The following is a 15,569-nucleotide window of genomic DNA, read 5'->3' on the forward strand; positions in this document are numbered from 1 at the left end:
CATGGATGCCGGACCATTGACCGATGCGCTGCACGCGGGCGCGGACATCGCGGTCTGCGACGTACCGGAGGTGTTGCCGCATCGCGGCACGATGCTGCTGCTCGATGCGATCGAGCGCTGCTCGGAAACCGGCATCGAGGTGCGCGCGACCGTGCGCCGCGATGCATGGTATGCGGACGGCAACGGCGCGATGCCGGCATGGATCGGCATCGAGCTGATGGCGCAGGCGATCGCCGCGCACGTCGGCCTGCTCGCCGCCCATGCGGGCGGCCGCGCGAAGCCCGGCGTGCTGCTCGGCGCGAACCGCTATGTCGCGCATCGCCCGGCGTTCGGCGCGGATACGGTGCTGCGCATCGTCGCGCGCGAACTGCTGCGCGGCGACGAAGGGCACGGCGCGTACGACTGCGCGATCCATGCCGACGGCGGCTGTTACGCGGAAGCGGTCGTCAAGGTGTACCAACCGCAGGACTTTCAATCTTTCATCGAAGGGAGCTTCAATTCATGACTCGGCGAGTTCTCGTGACAGGCGCGAGCCGCGGCATCGGCCGCGCCGTGGCAATGCGCGTGGCGTCCGACGGTTTCGCCGTGACGGTTCATTGCCGCAGCGGGCGCGCGGACGCGGAGGCCGTCGCCGAGACGATTCGCGCGCAGGGCGGCACGGCGAGCGTGCTGCAGTTCGACGTGCGTGATCGCGCGGAATGCCGGCGTGCGCTGGAAGCCGACGTCGCAGCGAACGGCGCGTACTACGGCATCGTCTGCAACGCGGGCGTGACGCGCGACGGCGCGTTTCCCGCGCTGTCCGAAGAGGACTGGGACATCGTGATCGAAACCGGCCTGGACGGGTTCTACAACGTCGTTCATCCGCTGACCATGCCGATGGTGCGGCTGCGCGGCGGCGGGCGCATCGTGACGATCGCATCCGTGTCGGGCGTGATGGGCAATCGCGGCCAGGTCAATTACAGCGCCGCGAAGGCCGGCCTGATCGGCGCGACCAAGGCGCTGGCTGTCGAGCTGGCATCGCGCAGGATCACGGTCAACTGCGTCGCGCCCGGCCTGGTGGATACCGGCATGCTGGGCGAGGTGCCGCTCGAGCACGCCCTGAAGACGGTGCCGATGGGCCGCGTCGGTCAGCCCGACGAAGTCGCGGCGGTGGTGGGCTTCCTGATGTCGGATGCGGCGAGCTACGTCACCCGGCAAGTGATCGGCGTCAACGGCGGGATGGTGTGATGAAGCGAGTGGTCGTGACGGGGATGGGCGGCGTGACCGCCTTCGGCCAGCACTGGCACGAGATCGACGCGCGCCTGCGCGAGCGGCGCAATGCGGTGCGGCGCATGCCGGAATGGGATTGCTACGAAGCGCTGCATACGCGGCTCGCGTGTCCGTTGCCGGCGTTCGAATTGCCGAAGTCCTATCCGCGCAAGAAGACGCGCTCGATGGGGCCGGTGTCGATGTATGCGGTGCGCGCGAGCGAACTGGCGCTTGCCGACGCGCGGCTGACCGACGATCCGTCGATCCGCGACGGCCGGATGGGCGTCGCGTACGGGTCGTCGTCGGGCTCGGTCGAGCCGATCCGCGCGTTCGGCACGATGATCGAAACGGGCTCGATGCACGACGTCACGTCGAACAGCTACGTGCAGATGATGCCGCATACGACCGCGGTCAACGTCAGCCTGTTCTGGGATCTGAAAGGGCGCATCGTGCCGACCTCGTCCGCGTGCGCGTCGGGCAGCCAGGCGATCGGCTACGCGTACGAAGCGATCGCGACGGGCAAGCAGGCGCTGATGCTCGCGGGCGGCGCGGAAGAACTGTCGGGCCCCGCGGTGGCGGTGTTCGATACGCTGTACGCGACCAGCACGCGCAACGATACGCCCGACCTGACGCCGCGTCCGTTCGATGCGGCTCGCGACGGCCTGGTGGTCGGCGAAGGCGCGGCGACGCTGGTGCTCGAGGAATACGAGCACGCGAAGGCGCGCGGCGCGACGATCCACGCCGAGATCGTCGGGTTCGGCTGCAATTCCGACGGCGCGCACATCACGCAGCCGACCGCCGACACGATGGCGATCGCGATGCGGCTCGCACTCGGCGATGCGGGGCTCGATGCCGGCGCGATCGGCTACGTCAACGCGCACGGCACGTCGACCGACCGGGGCGACGTGGCCGAGAGCCATGCGACGGCGTCGGTGTTCGGCGAGCGCATGCCGATCAGTTCGCTGAAGAGCTATGTCGGCCACACGCTCGGCGCTTGCGGCGCGCTCGAGGCGTGGTGGACGATCGAGATGATGAAGCGCAACTGGTATGTGCCGACGCTCAATCTCGAGACGGTCGATCCGGCCTGCGCGTCGCTCGACTACATCGTCGGCGACGCTCGCCCGATCGATGCGGAATTCGTGATGAGCAACAACTTCGCGTTCGGCGGGATCAACACGTCGTTGATCTTCCGGCGGATGGCGCCGTGACGACGCGCGTCGTCGTCACGGGGCTCGGCATCGTGTCGTGCCTCGGCAATTCGCTCGATGAAGTGGCGGCCGCGCTGCGCGCCGGCCGCTCGGGCGTGACGCGCGTGCCGGCGTGGCGCGACCGCGGCTTTCGCAGCCAGGTCGCGGGCGTGGCGTCCGTTGCCGCGGCGGCGCGCTTCGCGCGCAAGCACGAACGCTTCATGGGCGACACGGCGCGCTTTGCCGCGCATGCGGCCGCGGCCGCGCTGGACGATGCGGGCCTCGACCCGGCCGGGCTGCGCTCGCCGCGCGCCGGCGCGATCGTCGGCTCCGGCATCGGATCGATCGCCGATTACGACGACGCGATGGCCGTCGCGCAGCAGCGCGGCATCGACCGGACGCCGCCCTACGTCGTGCCGAGAGCGATGAGCAGCACGGCGTCGGCATGCGTGGCGCAGCTGTACGGCATCGAGGGCGTGTCGTACTCGCCGTCGTCCGCGTGCACGAGCGGCGCGCTCGCGATCGGCCACGCGACGCAATTGATCCGCCACGGCTGCCAGGACATCGTACTCGCCGGCGGCAGCGACGCGCTGCACGACAACATGACGTTGATGTTCGACGCGATGGGCGTGCTGTCGAGCGGTTTCAACGACACGCCGGACAGCGCGTCGCGCCCGTATGCGCTCGACCGCGACGGCTTCGTGATCGCGTCGGGCGCGGGCCTGCTCGTGCTCGAATCGCTCGACCATGCGCGCTCGCGCGGCGCGCGGATTTATGCGGAGGTGAGCGGGTTCGGGCAATGCACGGACAACGCCGGCATGGCGACGCCGCATGCGCGCGGCATCGCCCGCGCGATGCGCGATGCGGTCGAAGCCGGCGGCGGACGGCGCCCCGACTACGTCAATACGCACGCGCCGTCGACCCAGCCCGGCGACGTCGAGGAGTTGCAGGCGCTGCGCGACGTGTTCGGCGCCGACGTACCGGCGTTCTCGTCGACGAAAGGAATGACGGGCCATCCGCTCGGCGCGAGCGGCGCACATGAAGCGATCTACACGATGCTGATGATGCGCGACGGTTTCGTCGCGGGAACGGCCGTCGCCGGCCGACCCGATCCCGCTATCGCCGGCATGCCGCTCGTGCGCGACGCGCGCGACGCGACGATCGGCCGCGCGCTGTCGGTTTCGTTCGGCTTCGGCGGCAGTTGTACGAGTGTGTTGTTGGACGCCTGGAAGGGCGATTGATCTGAACCTGATGAGCTGAGAGGGCGATAACCATGAAACAAGCAGGACTTCTGGCCGGCGTGCTGGCCGCGGCCGCGTTGCTGACGGGGTGCGGCACGGTGGTGCGTTCGCTGCCTTTGCCGGCAGCGGCGACGGCGGCGGACAGCAGCGGCGTCGCGGTCTACTTCGGTGCACAGCCGCATCCGGACGTGAAGGCCGTCATCGGCCCGCATTCGGCGTCCGTGCGCGTGCAGCGCGGCACGCTGAACGAGCAGCCGACATGCGAGCTGGCGCTCGCCGAGGCATTGAACCGCCTTCGCACCTATGCGAAGAATCATGGCGGCGACGCGGTCATCAACGTGACGACGCGCTTTCACGAGAACCAGTCGAATTCGACCACCGGCTATACGTGCGGCGTGAGCCCCAGCGCGGGCGCGATCGCCGTGTCGGGCGATGTCGTGAAACTGAACGTCCGATAACGGAGTACCGATGAAACATCGCATCGCACTGGCGTTGCTCGCCGCGTCGTTTGCTGCCCCGGCCGCCTACGCGCGCGACACGATCGACACCTACCCGATCGACAGCGCACTGACGAGCGAGCCGGGCAAGGTCGACGACAGCATCGCGCTGTATTTCGGCGATCGGCCGCATCCGCGCGTGCTCAAGTCGTACGGGACGTTCGCGACCAACAAGAAGACCAACGCGTTCGGCAAGAGCGACGAGGCCGCGTGCCAGCACGTGTTCCTGTCGGCCGTGATCGAGCTTCAGGCGCGCGCCAAGCAGGAAGGCGGCAATGCCGTGATCGGCATCAACAGCAACTATCGGAACGTGTTGCACTCGAGCACGAGCGCGTACACCTGCGGCGCCGGCGCATTCGTGGCCGGCGTGGCGCTGACGGGCGAAGTCGTGACGTTGAAGCGGTAACGCGCGTCGATCCGCAACGGGCCGCCGCGAGGCGGCCTCGTCGGGCTCAGGCAGGCTTGCGTGCGGCGACGTTGACGAGCGTCTCGCGACGCTTGCCGGGCTTCGGCGTGTACAGGCCGATGCGCTCGAGCAGGCCGAAGTCTTTCGCGCGGCTCCACCACAGGTACGGGAACGACACGTTGCGGGCGTCGAAGGCGAAGCCGGCATCGCGCAGCATCGCGAGGTAGCCGTCGGCGCTTTTCTGAACCTGCATCGGATGGCGGAACAGCAGCCGGATCACCCACGACTTGATGTACGCGTCGGTCGATTCGGCGAACAGCAGCACGCCGCCCGGCTTCAGTACGCGGCGAAACTCGGCCAGTGCCTCGTCCTGATGAACGAGGTGGTGAAAGGTCTGGTGGCAGAACACGACGTCGACGCTCGAATCGGCCAGCGGAATCTGCGTGCAGTCGGCCCAATGCAGCTCGACCGGCGTGGCGCAGCGGCCGGCTTGTTGCGTCGCTTGCGCGAGCGATTCGTCGTGGCAGTCGACGCCGATGATCTTGCCGGGCGCGAACGCCTCGCTCAGCAGCCGGAACGACTTGCCCTGGCCGCAGCCCGCATCGAGGAGCACCGGCGCGGCCGGCAGCGGCGCGGCGATGAGCCGCTTCAGATCGGCGATCGCCACCCTGAGCACGTGATGCTCCCAGGTGTGCGTGCGCAGGAACCAGACGCCGAAGCGGGTTTCGGGAACATAGGCGGGAGCGTGCGTGCGGTGGGACGTCATGGGCCTTGGTCGGAATCCGGGATTTGTTTGGCGCCCATTGTAGTTTGCAACGCCATGTTGCGGCGTGAGAAACGTAAGATACCCAATCAATCGAAATGAACGGGCAAGCATGAACGAAATGAAATCGAATTCGGTCGACGTCGCCATCATCGGCGCCGGGCCGTCCGGCGCCGTCGCCGCCGCGCTGCTGCGCAATGCGGGCCGCTCGGTGCTCGTGCTCGAGCGCCAGCATTTTCCGCGTTTCTCGATCGGCGAGAGCCTGTTGCCGCAGAGCATGCGGTATCTCAAAGAGGCCGGCATGCTGCAGGCGGTCGTCGAGGCCGGCTTCCAGTTCAAGAACGGCGCGTATTTCGTTCATCGCGACCGGATGTCGTCGTTCGATTTCCGCGACAAGTTCTCCGACGGCTGGGGCACGGCCTATCAGGTCGAACGCGCCGCCTTCGACGATCTGCTGATCCGCTGTGCGGAGAAGCAGGGCGCGCAGGTGCGATTCGGTCATGCCGTGCGTGCGTTTCACGCCGGCGATACGCCGCGGCTCGACGTGGTCGACGAGGCCGGCCACGAATACGCCGTTCAAGCGTCGTTCGTGCTCGATGCGAGCGGCTTCGGCCGCGTGCTGCCGCGGCTGCTGGGGCTCGAAGCACCCACCGGCCTGCCGACGCGGGCGGCGATCTTCTCGCATGTCGAAGATCGTTTGCCGGCCGGCTCCACCGATCGCGACAAGATCTGTATCGCCGTGCATCCCGAGCGGCGCGACGTCTGGTTCTGGATGATTCCGCTGACCAACGGGCGCTCGTCGGTCGGCTGCGTGGCCGATGCGGCGTTCCTCGACGTGCCCGAAGCGGAGCAGGAAGCGCTGCTGCGCGAATTGCTGCAGACCGAGCCGACCCTGGCGCGGCTGGTCGGCAGCAAGCCGTTCGTGATGCCGGTGCGCCGCATCTGCGGCTATGCGTCGAACGTCGAGTCGCTGCACGGCCACGGCTATGCGCTGCTCGGCAACGCGGGCGAGTTTCTCGATCCGATCTTCTCGTCGGGCGTGACGATCGCGCTGCGCTCGGCCCATCTGGCGGTCGCCACGCTGGAACGGCAGCTGCGCGGCGAGACGGTCGACTGGGCACGCGATTACGACGTCGCGCTGCGCAAGGGCATCGATACGTTCCGCGCGTTCGTCGAGCGCTGGTACTCGGGCGCGCTGCAGGACATCGTGTTCCACGAAGACAAGGCATCCGACGTGAAGCGCATGGTGTGCTCGATCCTGGCAGGGTACGCGTGGGACGAGACCAATCCGTTCGTTCGGGAGCCGGCGCGCGGGCTCGATATCCTCGCGCAATTGTGTTGCCCGACGGGGGCGTCCGGCAACGCCGCTCAAGCGGCGACGCCGGATGGGGCGCGACGCCGTTGAATCCGAAGGCGTTCCTGCTCGCAAAAGCACGGCGTTTCCGCTCCCCGAAGCATCGCAATCTTCCGGCGAGGAGCGGGACGCAAAGCGGACCGGCGTGAATGCGCGTGCGCTACTTGCTGGCCGTCCGCAATTTCTCGCTCGCCGCGCGGAACGCGGCGTAGTGATCGCCCTCGTCGGCGGCGATCTGCCGGAACATCGCGGCCACTTTCTTGTCGCCGGCCGCATCGGCCTGCTCCGCGAATTTGACGTACATCTTGGTGTTCTCGTAGTGCTCGCCGGCCATGCCGTCGGCGAGGTTGGCCTCGTCGGACTTCGCCAGATTCAGCGCTTCCGCCTCGCGTGCGAAGTGCTCGTTGGCCTCCACGTTCGCGCTCTCGTCGAACAGCTTCGCGATCTCCGGGTGGCCGCTCTTGCGCGCATGCTCGGCGTAGGCCAGGTACTTCAGGTGCGCGTAGGCCTCGCCGTGCATCGCGGCCTCGAGGTTCTGCTTCGTCTGGTCTTTCAACGGACCGTCGGCGAACGCGGGAGCCGCGACGAACGAAAGCGCCGCCAGCGCGGCGACGGGCATCTGTTGCTTGAAGCGTTTCATGATCGGTATCCTTTTCGGGAACGTCGCCGACCGTGGCGACACCGACCATGTTGTCGTGCAGGATTGACAATGTCCTGACGTGCGCCACGACGTGCAACGACCATCGATGTGTGACGACGCGCATCGGCGCGGGTTTGTCAGGACATGGTCAGAAGGCGTCTCTAAGCTTGGCGATGAGCGCGCCTTGCGCTCGCCGTTTCAGGCAATAGGAGCCGCAACATGAATCGCAACCGCATCGGCAGCATCGTCGCTATCATCCTGCTGGGCAGCATCGCGGGCCAGGCCGTCGCCAGCCCGACCTGCACGCGTCAGCCCGAATCGCAATGGCTGAGCGAGACGGAGATGCAGAAGAAGATCAGTCAGATGGGCTACAAGGAAATCAAGGTGTTCAAGAAAACCACGTCCGGTTGCTACGAGATCTACGGTCGCACGGCCGACGGCCGCAAGGCCGAGGTCTATTTCAATCCGGTGACGGGCGCGGTCGTCGAAAGCAACGTGGACTAGCCATGCTGCCGCTGCATCGTCACGACACGCAGATCACTCCCGCCGCCGCCGGACATGACGCGAACGCGCGGTCGATCCCGGTGTGGGACCTCGTCGTGCGCATCTTTCACTGGAGCGTCGTGGCCGGCGTGCTCGCGAACTACGTGTTTCTCGAAGCCGGCAAGGCGCCGCACCGTTACGTCGGCTACGCGGTGGCCGGCGCGCTCGCCGTGCGCGTCGTGTGGGGCTTCGTCGGCAGCACGCACGCGCGCTTCGCGGACTTCGTCACGACGCCGCGCGCGGCGGCGATGCACATCGCGAGCGCTGCAACCGGGCGCGATCGCCGCTATGTCGGCCACAACCCGGCGGGCGGCCTCATGATGCTCGCGCTGATGGCGCTGCTCGCCGCCGTCTGCATCACGGGCTGGATGCAGGGCCTCGACCGCTTCTGGGGCGAGCAATGGCTTCAGACCACGCATGCGTTGCTCGTCGACGCCGTGCTGGTCATGGCGGCGCTGCACGTGACGGCCGCGGTAGTGGAGAGCCGCCGACATCGCGAGAACCTCGTGCTTGCGATGGTGACCGGGCGCAAACGGGCAGCATCTGAAACGGACGTCGATCATGCGGCTGCTGCTCGTCGAAGATAACGCCAGGCTCGCGTCGCTGCTCGCCGACGGGCTGGCGAAGGAAGGCTTCGCGGTGGACTGGTGCGCGACACTCGATCTCGCGACGCGTGCGTTCGCGTCGACCCCCTACGACCTGGTGCTGCTCGATCTCGGCATGCCGGACGGCAACGGCGTGACCTTCGTGAAGGCGATGCGCCGCGGCGGCCATACGGTGCCGGTGCTGATCATCACGGCGCGTAGCAGTCTGGACGACCGCGTGATCGGGCTCGACTCGGGCGGTGACGACTACCTGGTCAAGCCGTTCGAGCTGCGCGAGCTGACGGCGCGGTGTCGTGCGCTGCTGCGCCGGCCGGGCGCGTGCCTCGGCACCACGCTTGCGGTGGCCAATCTCGAACTCGATACGGCGGGGCGGGAAGTGCGCGTCGCGGGGCGCGTCGTGCCCGTGCCGCCGCGTGAGCTGGGGCTGCTCGAATGCCTGATGCGGCGGGTGGGCCATGTGGTCACGAAAGGCGCGCTCGAGGATTCGCTGTACGCGCTCGAAGCCGAGGTCACGCCGAACGCGCTGGAGGCAGTGGTGTCGCGCTTGCGGCGCCGGCTCGCCGCGGCGCATGCGCAGGTCGCGTTGCACACCGCGCACGGGATCGGCTACATGCTGACCGGCACATCCGCGTCCGCGTCGGACGACGGCGACGAAGCGCAGCGCAATGGTTGACGGGGCGGGCACGCGGGTGCGGCGACGCCACACGCTGTTCTTCACGATCTCCGTGCGGCTGGCCGTCGTCGGTTGCATCTTCATGCTGGTGCAGTTGCTCGCCGTCATGTGGATGTACGTGCGCAACCCCAACGAGCTCGATCAGTTGCTGATCTCGGCCGAGGCGACCCGCATCGCGCGCGCCATCGCCGCCGACGGCGCGGATGCCGGCCTCGCGCGATCCGCGGATCTCGCGCAGCCGCTCGCGCCCTACACGCGCCGCGCGTTCGTCGTTCACGAGAAGGGCGGCGCGATCGTCGCGCGACATGACGACGGCGAGGTGCGGATCGAACAGGAGGCGCCCATGTCGTTCCTGGTGATCCGCACGCAGCGCGAAACATGGGGCGACCGCTTTCTGCTCACGGGCACGCGGCGCGTGACGGTGGCCGACCGCCCGTACTGGGTGACGGTGGCGATCGCCGGCCGCGGCTTCAAGCCGTTCGTTCCGGTGATCTTCGACGAGATCCGCTTCCATGTCTTGCTTCCGCTCGCGCTGCTTTCGGGCTTGCTGCTGCTGTTCAACTTCAGCGTGGTGCGCAGCACGCTGAAGCCGCTCGATGAAACGATTGCCGCGGTGGATCGCATCGATCCGGCGCAGATCGCCACGCGCATAACGGATGCGACGCCGCTGTGGGAGGTGCAGGCGCTGGTCGGATCGGTGAACCGCATGCTCGACCGGCTGCAGCTGTCGGTGGAAACGCTGCGCGAGTTCGCGGGCGACGCTGCGCACGAGTTGCGCACGCCGCTGGCGATCCTGATGCTCGGCATCGGAAGCCTGCCCGACGGAGAGACGAAGACGAAGCTCACGCGCGACGCGCAGCGAATGAAGCGGCTCGTGGACCAGATGCTCGACATGGCGCAGGCGAGCACGGTCGAAATTGCCGCGGACGATCGCGTCGACCTCGGTGCGCTGGCGCGCGACGTTTCCACCGACCTGCTGCCGCTCGCGGTGGCGCGCGGCCGTTCGATCACGTTCGTCGATGCAGGCGGCGCGACGATCCGCGGCCACACGGAAGCGCTCGGCCGGGCGCTGCGCAACGTGATCGAGAACGCGCTCGAGCATACGCCGAGGGGAACGACGGTCGAGGTGGTGAGCGGGCCGGGCAGGTGTTGCTCGGTCCGCGACCACGGCCCGGGTGTTCCGGCGCGCGAGCGCGCGAGAATATTCGATCGCTTTTATCGGGTCGACCGGAGTCGCAACGCAGGCGCGGGGCTCGGACTCGCGATCGTCGCGACGATCATGGAAGCGCACGGCGGCTGGATCGAAGTCGACGATGCGGCGGATGGCGGCGCGTTGATGCGTCTGCGGTTTTAGGGCGGCCATGCGGGCGCGGCGTAGCGGGGATGCATGACGACATGCACGCTCGCCTGCCTTCACGCCGCCTGCCTTCACGCCGCCTGTCGCGCGACGCCGAGTGCGAGCGCCGCCTTCGCGAGCAGCCGACGCAAACGCTCGGTGGCGGTCGCGACCGCGTGAAGCGGCGCGCGCGCCAGTTGCCGATCGTGCAGCGTCAGCAATTGCGCCACGTGCCCGTGGTCCTGTGCATCCATGCGCCATTCGCCCGTGGTGTGGCCGCGGTCGGTGCATCGGCGCAGCGCCGCTTCCATCTCCGCGAACGCGGCCTGGTCGCCGTCCCCATAGCCGGCTTCGTGAAGAAACTCGGCCAGGAACAGGATCTCGACGAGCCGCGAGAGCTGCCGCTCGTTGCCGTGGCCCGCACGGATCGCGGCCAGCACGAGGTGGTACTCGAGCGATTGTCGGTCGACCGTCGCACGCGGCGTCGGCAGCAGCATGGCCTTGTTGCGCGAGCGAACCGGCGAACGTCGAAGCGTCATCGTGCGGGATCCTTCAGGCGGAACATCGGACCGCGAATAGCCATGCACCGGCGCATGCCGCGTATGCGGAGCGGCCGAGCGGCCGGTTCCGCTGCGTTCCACTGCGAACCATCTCGACCTCCTTCATGCGCGGCCCGTCACCGTTCCGGAACCTGGGCGAGCAGCGCATCGACGACGCCGTACCCGACGCGATCGGCCGGATCGAGCGCGCGCAATTTCTCGACCAGCGCGCGCGCGACGCGGTACTCGCCCAGCCGCACGCTGATGAACGCGAGCGCCTTCAGCGTGAACAGCCAGAAGCGGGCGGGGCCGGGCACCGAAAAATCGGCGTCGCTCGCGCGCACCGTGCGCCAGTCGCGGGCGAGCGACGCCTGCTCGGCCGCGACCGCGAGCGCCTTGATCGCGACCTGTTGCGCGTGCGCGAGCTCGCCGGCCGCCGCATGGAACTTGTAGAGCAGGTAGTACGCGGGCAGGCTGCGCGGCGCGCTGAGCACGGCTGCCCACAGCGCCGCGCCGGTCTCGTCGCGCGTCGCCCCGCGCGCCGAGTCGATCAGATGCCGGATCGACGCGGGCACGTCGCCGCCGAACAGCTCGGCGGACTCGGATCCCGTCATCAGGTTCACCAGATCTCCCTCGGCGCGAGCAGACGTGCGACCGGCTCGCCACGTTCGAGGTGGCTGGAGAAAATCTCGTCGACGTCGGCCGGCGTGACGCCGCTGTACAGCACGGCTTCCGGATAGACGACGACATTCGCGCCGCGCTCGCACGGGCCGAGGCAGCCCGCGTAGGTGATGGCGACCGTGTCGTAGGCCTGGCGCTTCTGCTGCTCGGCCCAGAACGCCTGCAACAGCGCGGCCGAGCCGTGGCCGCCGCCGCAGGAGCCGCGCGGATGGTTCGGCGGCCGGTTCTGCGTGCAGACGAAGACGTGTCGTGTCGGACGTGGCATCGCGGTATCCCTCCTTCAACCGAACTTGAACAGGATCCCGTGGCCGCCCCGCGGGTACTCCCATTCGATGTTCTGATGTTCGCTGCACAGGATCCGGCAGCTCCCGCACTCGAGGCAGCCGTCGGTGATCAGCGTCACCGCGCCGTTGCCTTCGGCCTTGTAGCACGACGCCGGGCAGACGAACGTGCAGCTCTTCTGCCTGCAGTCGTTCAGGCAGACGTCCGTGCTCTTGATGCGGATGTGCGGCCGGCCCGCGTCGACGCGGTAGCGGTTCTGAAACAGCTTTTCCTCGACGTTGACTGTCACGGTGTTCATCGGAATGCCCTCCAGATTTTGAACGCGTCGCCGACCAGGCCGGCGAACGAACGGCTCTTGCGGAAACTCGACACGATCGCGCGCTCCTTGGTCTTCTTGTCGACGCCGTCGACGGTGATCATCGTGCGCGCGGCGTTCGCGACCAGATCCGGATAGGTCGTGAAGAACTGCGGATTGCGGTGCAGCGTGTCCGGCATGTCGCGGTACTTGTACAGATCCTTCATCACGAAGCTGTCGTCGAGCTTCGCCTTGTACGCCTTCAGCTCGCCCGCGCGATAGCCGCAGCCGGCCGCCTTCGCCGCGATCACCGTCTCGGCCGCGAGGCGCCCGGTCGTCATCGCGAGGTTCGAGCCTTCGCGGTGCGCGGCGTTGACGAAGCCGCCCGAGTCGCCGACGATCATCCAGCCGTTGCCGTACACGCGCGGCACCGCGTGGAAGCCGCCTTCCGGGATCAGGTGCGCGCAGTACTCCTTCATCTCGCCGCCCTCGATCAGCGGCGCGATCGCCGGATGGCGCTTCATCTGCTCGATCAGCACGTACGGGCTCGTGCGGTTCGCGTTCTGCTTGAAATCGGACAGCATGCAGCCGACGCCGATCGTCAGCGATTCGCGGTTCGTGTACAGGAAGCCCGTGCCCATCATGCCGTCGGTGATCCGGCCGACCATCTCGATCACGACGCCTTCGTCCTCGCCGATGTTGAAGCGCTGACGGATCGTCTCTTCCGGCATGAACAGGATTTCCTTGACGGCGAGCGCGACGTTGCCGGCGTCGATCTCGTCGTGGAAACCGGCCTTGCGCGCAAGCGTCGAATTCACGCCGTCGGCGAGGATCACGACGTCGGCGTACACGTCGCCCTGCTCGCGATCACACTGCACGCCGACCACCTGGTCGCCGTCGAGGATCAGATGGTTGACGGTCGTCTCGCAGATGACCAGCGCGCCGGCCTCGCGCACCTTCGACGAGAACCACTTGTCGAACTGCGCGCGGATGATCGTGTAGCGGTTGTACGGCGGCTTGTTGTAGTCGTCGCTGCGCACGTGCGTGCCGACGAACGACGTCTCGTCGAGCATCCACAGGCGCTGCTCGATGATGTGACGCTCGAGCGGCGCGTCGTCGCGAAAGTCGGGGATGATCTCCTCGAGCGCCTTCGCGTAGAGGATCGCGCCTTGCACGTTCTTGCTGCCCGGATACTCGCCGCGCTCGATCTGCAGCACCTTGAGGCCGGCCTTCGCCATCGTGTAGGCCGCGGCATTGCCCGACGGCCCCGCGCCGACGACGATCGCGTCGAATTGCGACGGTTTTTTCATCTCGCTGCTCCTTATGCGACCTGCTTGCCGCGAACCGACAGGTGTTCCGCGAACGCTTGCGTGAGCGCGGGCAGCACCTGCATCGCATTGCCGACGATGCCGAAGTGCGCGAAGTCGAAGATCGGCGCGTTCGGGTCGGTGTTGATCGCGACGATCACGTCCGCGCTCTCCATCCCCACGCGATGCTGGATCGCACCGGAAATGCCGGCCGCGATGTAGAGCTTCGGCCGCACGGTCTTGCCGGTTTGTCCGACCTGCCGGTCGGCCTCGACCCAGCCGGCCTGCACGCACGGGCGCGTCGCGCCCACCTCGCCGCCGAGCACGCGCGCGAGCTCGAACACGAGGCGGAAGTTCTCCGGATTCTTCAGCCCCTTGCCGCCGCTCACGATCACGTCGGCATAGGGCAGGTTGATGCGGTTGCTGTTCGCGTCGGCGATGAAGTCGAGCAGCTTCGTGACGATGTCGGTCTCGACCATGCCGAACGTTTCCTGCACGATCTCGCCGCCGCGGCCGGGCTCGGCGCGCGGCATCGCCATCACGCGCGGGCGCACGGTCGCCATCTGCGGCCGGTACGCGAGCGTCATGATCGTGCACAGCAGCGAGCCGCCGAAGGTCGGCCGCGTCGCGGCCAGCGCACGCGTGGCCGGATCGATGTTGAGCGCGGTGCAGTCCGCGGTCAGTCCGGTCAACAGCGTGGTCGCAACCGAGCCGGCGAGGTCGCGGCCCATCGACGTCGCGCCGAGCAGCAGGATTTCGGGCTGGTAGCGATTGACGAGCTCGGTGAGCGCCTTCGTGAACGGCTCGTTCCGGTAGCCGTGCAGCACCGGCGCGTGAATCACGTAGGCCTTGTCGGCGCCGTAGCCGAACGCGTCGGCGGCGAACGCCTCGAGCGCTTCGTCGGGGCCGCCGAGCAGCACGACGGACACGTCGCTGCCGAGCTTGTCGGCGAGCTTGCGCGCCTCGCCGACGAGTTCCCACGACACGCCGTGCACGTGGCCGCGGTCGTGCTCGACGAACACCCAGACGCCCTTGTACGCCTTCAGGTGCTCGGGCAGCTCCAGATTGCGGCCGCCGGCCTTCCTGACGGGCGCGGCGGGCGGGTTGGCGGCGGTCGTCATGTCGACTCCTTCATCAGCAGGTCGGTTTCGAGCGTCGGATGACGCGTGAAGATCTTCTGCAGCAAGGTCAGCGACACGTCGCGCAGCGTCGACGTGTCGAGTTCGAGCAGGTCGGCCTTCTCGCTGCGCGGGGTCGGGCCGAACACCTTGCTGACGACGGTCGGCGATCCCTTCAGGCCGATCTTCGTCACGTCCTCGATGCCGGCGTCCTCCTTGTTCCATCTGCGCACCGGGAAACCGGCCGCGTGGATCATCGCGGGCATCGTCGCGAAGCGCAGCTCGTTGGTGTTCTCGAGCATCGTGACGAGACACGGCAGCGCGGTCTTCAGCACCTGCACGCCGCCTTCCGCGCGACGCTCGACGACGATCGTGCGCGCCTCGGGATCGATCTCGACGATGCGCGACACGTAGGTCAGCAACTGCATCCCGAGCCGCTTCGCGATGCCGGGGCCGACCTGGGCGGTGTCGCCGTCGATCGTCTGCTTGCCGGTGAACACGATGTCGACCGCCTGTTCGCGCGCGATCTGGCGAATGCCGGCCGCGAGCGCATAGGAGGTCGCGAGCGTGTCGGCGCCCGCGAACGCGCGGTCGGTCACGAGGATCGCGTCGTCGGCGCCGTAGCTCACGCATTTGCGCAGCGCGTCCTCGGCCTGCGGCGGCCCCATGCAGAGGGCGGTGACCATGCCGCCGAAGCGGTCCTTCAGCCGCAGCGCTTCTTCGAGCGAGAACAGGTCGTACGGATTGGGGATCGCGGGCACGCCCTGCCGCATGATCGTGTTGGTGACCGGATGAACCCGGATCTGCGCCGAATCCGGAACCTGCTTGATGCAGACGACGATGTGCATGGTGGG

20 protein-coding genes are annotated in these 15,569 nt (G+C 67.9%); 11 read left to right on the forward strand and 9 right to left on the reverse strand.

What is annotated here, in order from left to right:
- Position 1: 1 nt before the first annotated feature.
- From MYA_RS26060 to MYA_RS26085, 6 genes are read left to right on the forward strand one after another with little or no spacing between them, the layout of a single operon-like run.
- Positions 2-505: a hotdog family protein gene (locus MYA_RS26060; RefSeq protein WP_011880096.1), complete on the forward strand. Its 504-nt coding sequence runs from the start codon at positions 2-4 to the stop codon at positions 503-505.
- Complete coding sequence (locus MYA_RS26065; RefSeq protein WP_014725833.1) at positions 502-1,227, forward strand: 3-ketoacyl-ACP reductase FabG2; 726 nt, start codon at positions 502-504, stop codon at positions 1,225-1,227. The genes MYA_RS26060 and MYA_RS26065 overlap by 4 nt, the downstream gene beginning before the upstream one ends.
- Positions 1,227-2,456, forward strand: coding sequence for a beta-ketoacyl-ACP synthase (locus MYA_RS26070; protein WP_014725834.1), 1,230 nt, complete (start codon positions 1,227-1,229; stop codon positions 2,454-2,456). The genes MYA_RS26065 and MYA_RS26070 overlap by 1 nt, the downstream gene beginning before the upstream one ends.
- On the forward strand, positions 2,453-3,676 hold the full coding sequence (locus MYA_RS26075; protein WP_014725835.1) for a beta-ketoacyl synthase N-terminal-like domain-containing protein: 1,224 nt from the start codon (positions 2,453-2,455) through the stop codon (positions 3,674-3,676). Before MYA_RS26070 ends, MYA_RS26075 begins: the two co-directional genes overlap by 4 nt.
- Before the next feature lie 32 nt (positions 3,677-3,708).
- A complete protein-coding gene (locus tag MYA_RS26080; protein WP_014725836.1) occupies positions 3,709-4,134 on the forward strand; it encodes a hypothetical protein in 426 nt (141 codons plus the stop codon).
- A 10-nt stretch (positions 4,135-4,144) separates the two neighbouring features.
- Positions 4,145-4,579 carry an excinuclease ABC subunit A gene (locus MYA_RS26085; protein WP_011880101.1) on the forward strand — a complete coding sequence of 145 codons (435 nt, stop codon included), beginning with the start codon at positions 4,145-4,147 and terminating at the stop codon, positions 4,577-4,579.
- A gap of 46 nt (positions 4,580-4,625) precedes the next feature.
- On the opposite strand, the gene MYA_RS26090 is transcribed toward MYA_RS26085, so the two are convergent.
- The gene (locus tag MYA_RS26090) at positions 4,626-5,345 is read right to left on the reverse strand and encodes a class I SAM-dependent methyltransferase (protein ID WP_014725837.1); all 720 of its coding nucleotides are present in this window, start codon (positions 5,343-5,345) and stop codon (positions 4,626-4,628) included.
- Between the two features lie 109 nt (positions 5,346-5,454).
- Here MYA_RS26090 and MYA_RS26095 point away from each other — a divergent pair, with 109 nt between their 5' ends.
- Entirely contained in the window at positions 5,455-6,747 is a 1,293-nt protein-coding gene (locus tag MYA_RS26095; RefSeq protein WP_014725838.1) for an NAD(P)/FAD-dependent oxidoreductase, read from the forward strand.
- 109 nt (positions 6,748-6,856) lie between these two features.
- Here MYA_RS26095 and MYA_RS26100 read toward each other — a convergent pair whose 3' ends face one another.
- Positions 6,857-7,336 carry a rubrerythrin family protein gene (locus tag MYA_RS26100; RefSeq protein WP_014725839.1) on the reverse strand — a complete coding sequence of 160 codons (480 nt, stop codon included), beginning with the start codon at positions 7,334-7,336 and terminating at the stop codon, positions 6,857-6,859.
- 219 nt (positions 7,337-7,555) lie between these two features.
- Here MYA_RS26100 and MYA_RS26105 point away from each other — a divergent pair, with 219 nt between their 5' ends.
- The 4 genes from MYA_RS26105 to MYA_RS26120 are packed head-to-tail and all read left to right on the forward strand — an operon-like array spanning position 7,556 to position 10,511.
- On the forward strand, positions 7,556-7,840 hold the full coding sequence (locus tag MYA_RS26105) for a PepSY domain-containing protein (protein WP_011880105.1): 285 nt from the start codon (positions 7,556-7,558) through the stop codon (positions 7,838-7,840).
- 2 nt (positions 7,841-7,842) lie between these two features.
- Positions 7,843-8,466, forward strand: coding sequence for a cytochrome b/b6 domain-containing protein (locus tag MYA_RS26110; protein WP_014725840.1), 624 nt, complete (start codon positions 7,843-7,845; stop codon positions 8,464-8,466).
- Positions 8,441-9,157 carry a response regulator transcription factor gene (locus MYA_RS26115; RefSeq protein ID WP_014725841.1) on the forward strand — a complete coding sequence of 239 codons (717 nt, stop codon included), beginning with the start codon at positions 8,441-8,443 and terminating at the stop codon, positions 9,155-9,157. Before MYA_RS26110 ends, MYA_RS26115 begins: the two co-directional genes overlap by 26 nt.
- Entirely contained in the window at positions 9,150-10,511 is a 1,362-nt protein-coding gene (locus MYA_RS26120; RefSeq protein ID WP_014725842.1) for a sensor histidine kinase, read from the forward strand. Before MYA_RS26115 ends, MYA_RS26120 begins: the two co-directional genes overlap by 8 nt.
- A 74-nt stretch (positions 10,512-10,585) precedes the next feature.
- Here the strand turns inward: MYA_RS26120 and MYA_RS26125 are convergent, their stop codons facing one another.
- From MYA_RS26125 to MYA_RS26155, 7 genes are all read right to left on the reverse strand, one after another.
- Positions 10,586-11,032, reverse strand: coding sequence for a hypothetical protein (locus tag MYA_RS26125; protein ID WP_011880109.1), 447 nt, complete (start codon positions 11,030-11,032; stop codon positions 10,586-10,588).
- Between the two features lie 137 nt (positions 11,033-11,169).
- A complete protein-coding gene (locus MYA_RS26130; protein ID WP_014725843.1) occupies positions 11,170-11,655 on the reverse strand; it encodes a hypothetical protein in 486 nt (161 codons plus the stop codon).
- Entirely contained in the window at positions 11,652-11,978 is a 327-nt protein-coding gene (locus tag MYA_RS26135) for a (2Fe-2S) ferredoxin domain-containing protein (RefSeq protein ID WP_014725844.1), read from the reverse strand. The genes MYA_RS26130 and MYA_RS26135 overlap by 4 nt, the downstream gene beginning before the upstream one ends.
- Positions 11,979-11,993: 15 nt before the next feature.
- A complete protein-coding gene (locus tag MYA_RS26140) occupies positions 11,994-12,293 on the reverse strand; it encodes a ferredoxin family protein (protein ID WP_014725845.1) in 300 nt (99 codons plus the stop codon).
- Positions 12,290-13,600, reverse strand: a complete 1,311-nt coding sequence (locus MYA_RS26145; protein ID WP_041494366.1) for an FAD-dependent monooxygenase — start codon at positions 13,598-13,600, stop codon at positions 12,290-12,292. Before MYA_RS26145 ends, MYA_RS26140 begins: the two co-directional genes overlap by 4 nt.
- 11 nt (positions 13,601-13,611) lie before the next feature.
- Positions 13,612-14,718 (reverse strand): electron transfer flavoprotein subunit alpha/FixB family protein, encoded by a 1,107-nt coding sequence (locus tag MYA_RS26150; protein WP_034192750.1) that lies wholly within the window; start codon positions 14,716-14,718, stop codon positions 13,612-13,614.
- On the reverse strand, positions 14,715-15,563 hold the full coding sequence (locus MYA_RS26155) for an electron transfer flavoprotein subunit beta/FixA family protein (RefSeq protein ID WP_014725846.1): 849 nt from the start codon (positions 15,561-15,563) through the stop codon (positions 14,715-14,717). Before MYA_RS26155 ends, MYA_RS26150 begins: the two co-directional genes overlap by 4 nt.
- Positions 15,564-15,569 lie beyond the last annotated feature (6 nt).

The sequence above is a fragment of the Burkholderia sp. KJ006 genome (genome assembly GCF_000262695.1).
In the GTDB taxonomy this organism is placed as follows: Bacteria; Pseudomonadota; Gammaproteobacteria; order Burkholderiales; family Burkholderiaceae; genus Burkholderia; species Burkholderia vietnamiensis.

Excerpts from the sequence above, each read along its gene's own strand:
- MYA_RS26080 (WP_014725836.1), top strand. The coding sequence starts at position 3,709 with ATGAAACAAGCAGGACTTCTGGCCGGCGTGCTGGCCGCGGCCGCGTTG.
- MYA_RS26140 (WP_014725845.1), bottom strand. The coding sequence starts at position 12,293 with ATGAACACCGTGACAGTCAACGTCGAGGAAAAGCTGTTTCAGAACCGC.
- MYA_RS26155 (WP_014725846.1), bottom strand. The coding sequence starts at position 15,563 with ATGCACATCGTCGTCTGCATCAAGCAGGTTCCGGATTCGGCGCAGATC.
- MYA_RS26110 (WP_014725840.1), top strand. The coding sequence starts at position 7,843 with ATGCTGCCGCTGCATCGTCACGACACGCAGATCACTCCCGCCGCCGCC.
- MYA_RS26065 (WP_014725833.1), top strand. The coding sequence starts at position 502 with ATGACTCGGCGAGTTCTCGTGACAGGCGCGAGCCGCGGCATCGGCCGC.
- MYA_RS26135 (WP_014725844.1), bottom strand. The coding sequence starts at position 11,978 with ATGCCACGTCCGACACGACACGTCTTCGTCTGCACGCAGAACCGGCCG.
- MYA_RS26085 (WP_011880101.1), top strand. The coding sequence starts at position 4,145 with ATGAAACATCGCATCGCACTGGCGTTGCTCGCCGCGTCGTTTGCTGCC.
- MYA_RS26125 (WP_011880109.1), bottom strand. The coding sequence starts at position 11,032 with ATGACGCTTCGACGTTCGCCGGTTCGCTCGCGCAACAAGGCCATGCTG.
- MYA_RS26070 (WP_014725834.1), top strand. The coding sequence starts at position 1,227 with ATGAAGCGAGTGGTCGTGACGGGGATGGGCGGCGTGACCGCCTTCGGC.
- MYA_RS26105 (WP_011880105.1), top strand. The coding sequence starts at position 7,556 with ATGAATCGCAACCGCATCGGCAGCATCGTCGCTATCATCCTGCTGGGC.
- MYA_RS26090 (WP_014725837.1), bottom strand. The coding sequence starts at position 5,345 with ATGACGTCCCACCGCACGCACGCTCCCGCCTATGTTCCCGAAACCCGC.
- MYA_RS26095 (WP_014725838.1), top strand. The coding sequence starts at position 5,455 with ATGAACGAAATGAAATCGAATTCGGTCGACGTCGCCATCATCGGCGCC.
- MYA_RS26100 (WP_014725839.1), bottom strand. The coding sequence starts at position 7,336 with ATGAAACGCTTCAAGCAACAGATGCCCGTCGCCGCGCTGGCGGCGCTT.
- MYA_RS26120 (WP_014725842.1), top strand. The coding sequence starts at position 9,150 with ATGGTTGACGGGGCGGGCACGCGGGTGCGGCGACGCCACACGCTGTTC.
- MYA_RS26150 (WP_034192750.1), bottom strand. The coding sequence starts at position 14,718 with ATGACGACCGCCGCCAACCCGCCCGCCGCGCCCGTCAGGAAGGCCGGC.
- MYA_RS26060 (WP_011880096.1), top strand. The coding sequence starts at position 2 with ATGGATGCCGGACCATTGACCGATGCGCTGCACGCGGGCGCGGACATC.
- MYA_RS26145 (WP_041494366.1), bottom strand. The coding sequence starts at position 13,600 with ATGAAAAAACCGTCGCAATTCGACGCGATCGTCGTCGGCGCGGGGCCG.
- MYA_RS26115 (WP_014725841.1), top strand. The coding sequence starts at position 8,441 with ATGCGGCTGCTGCTCGTCGAAGATAACGCCAGGCTCGCGTCGCTGCTC.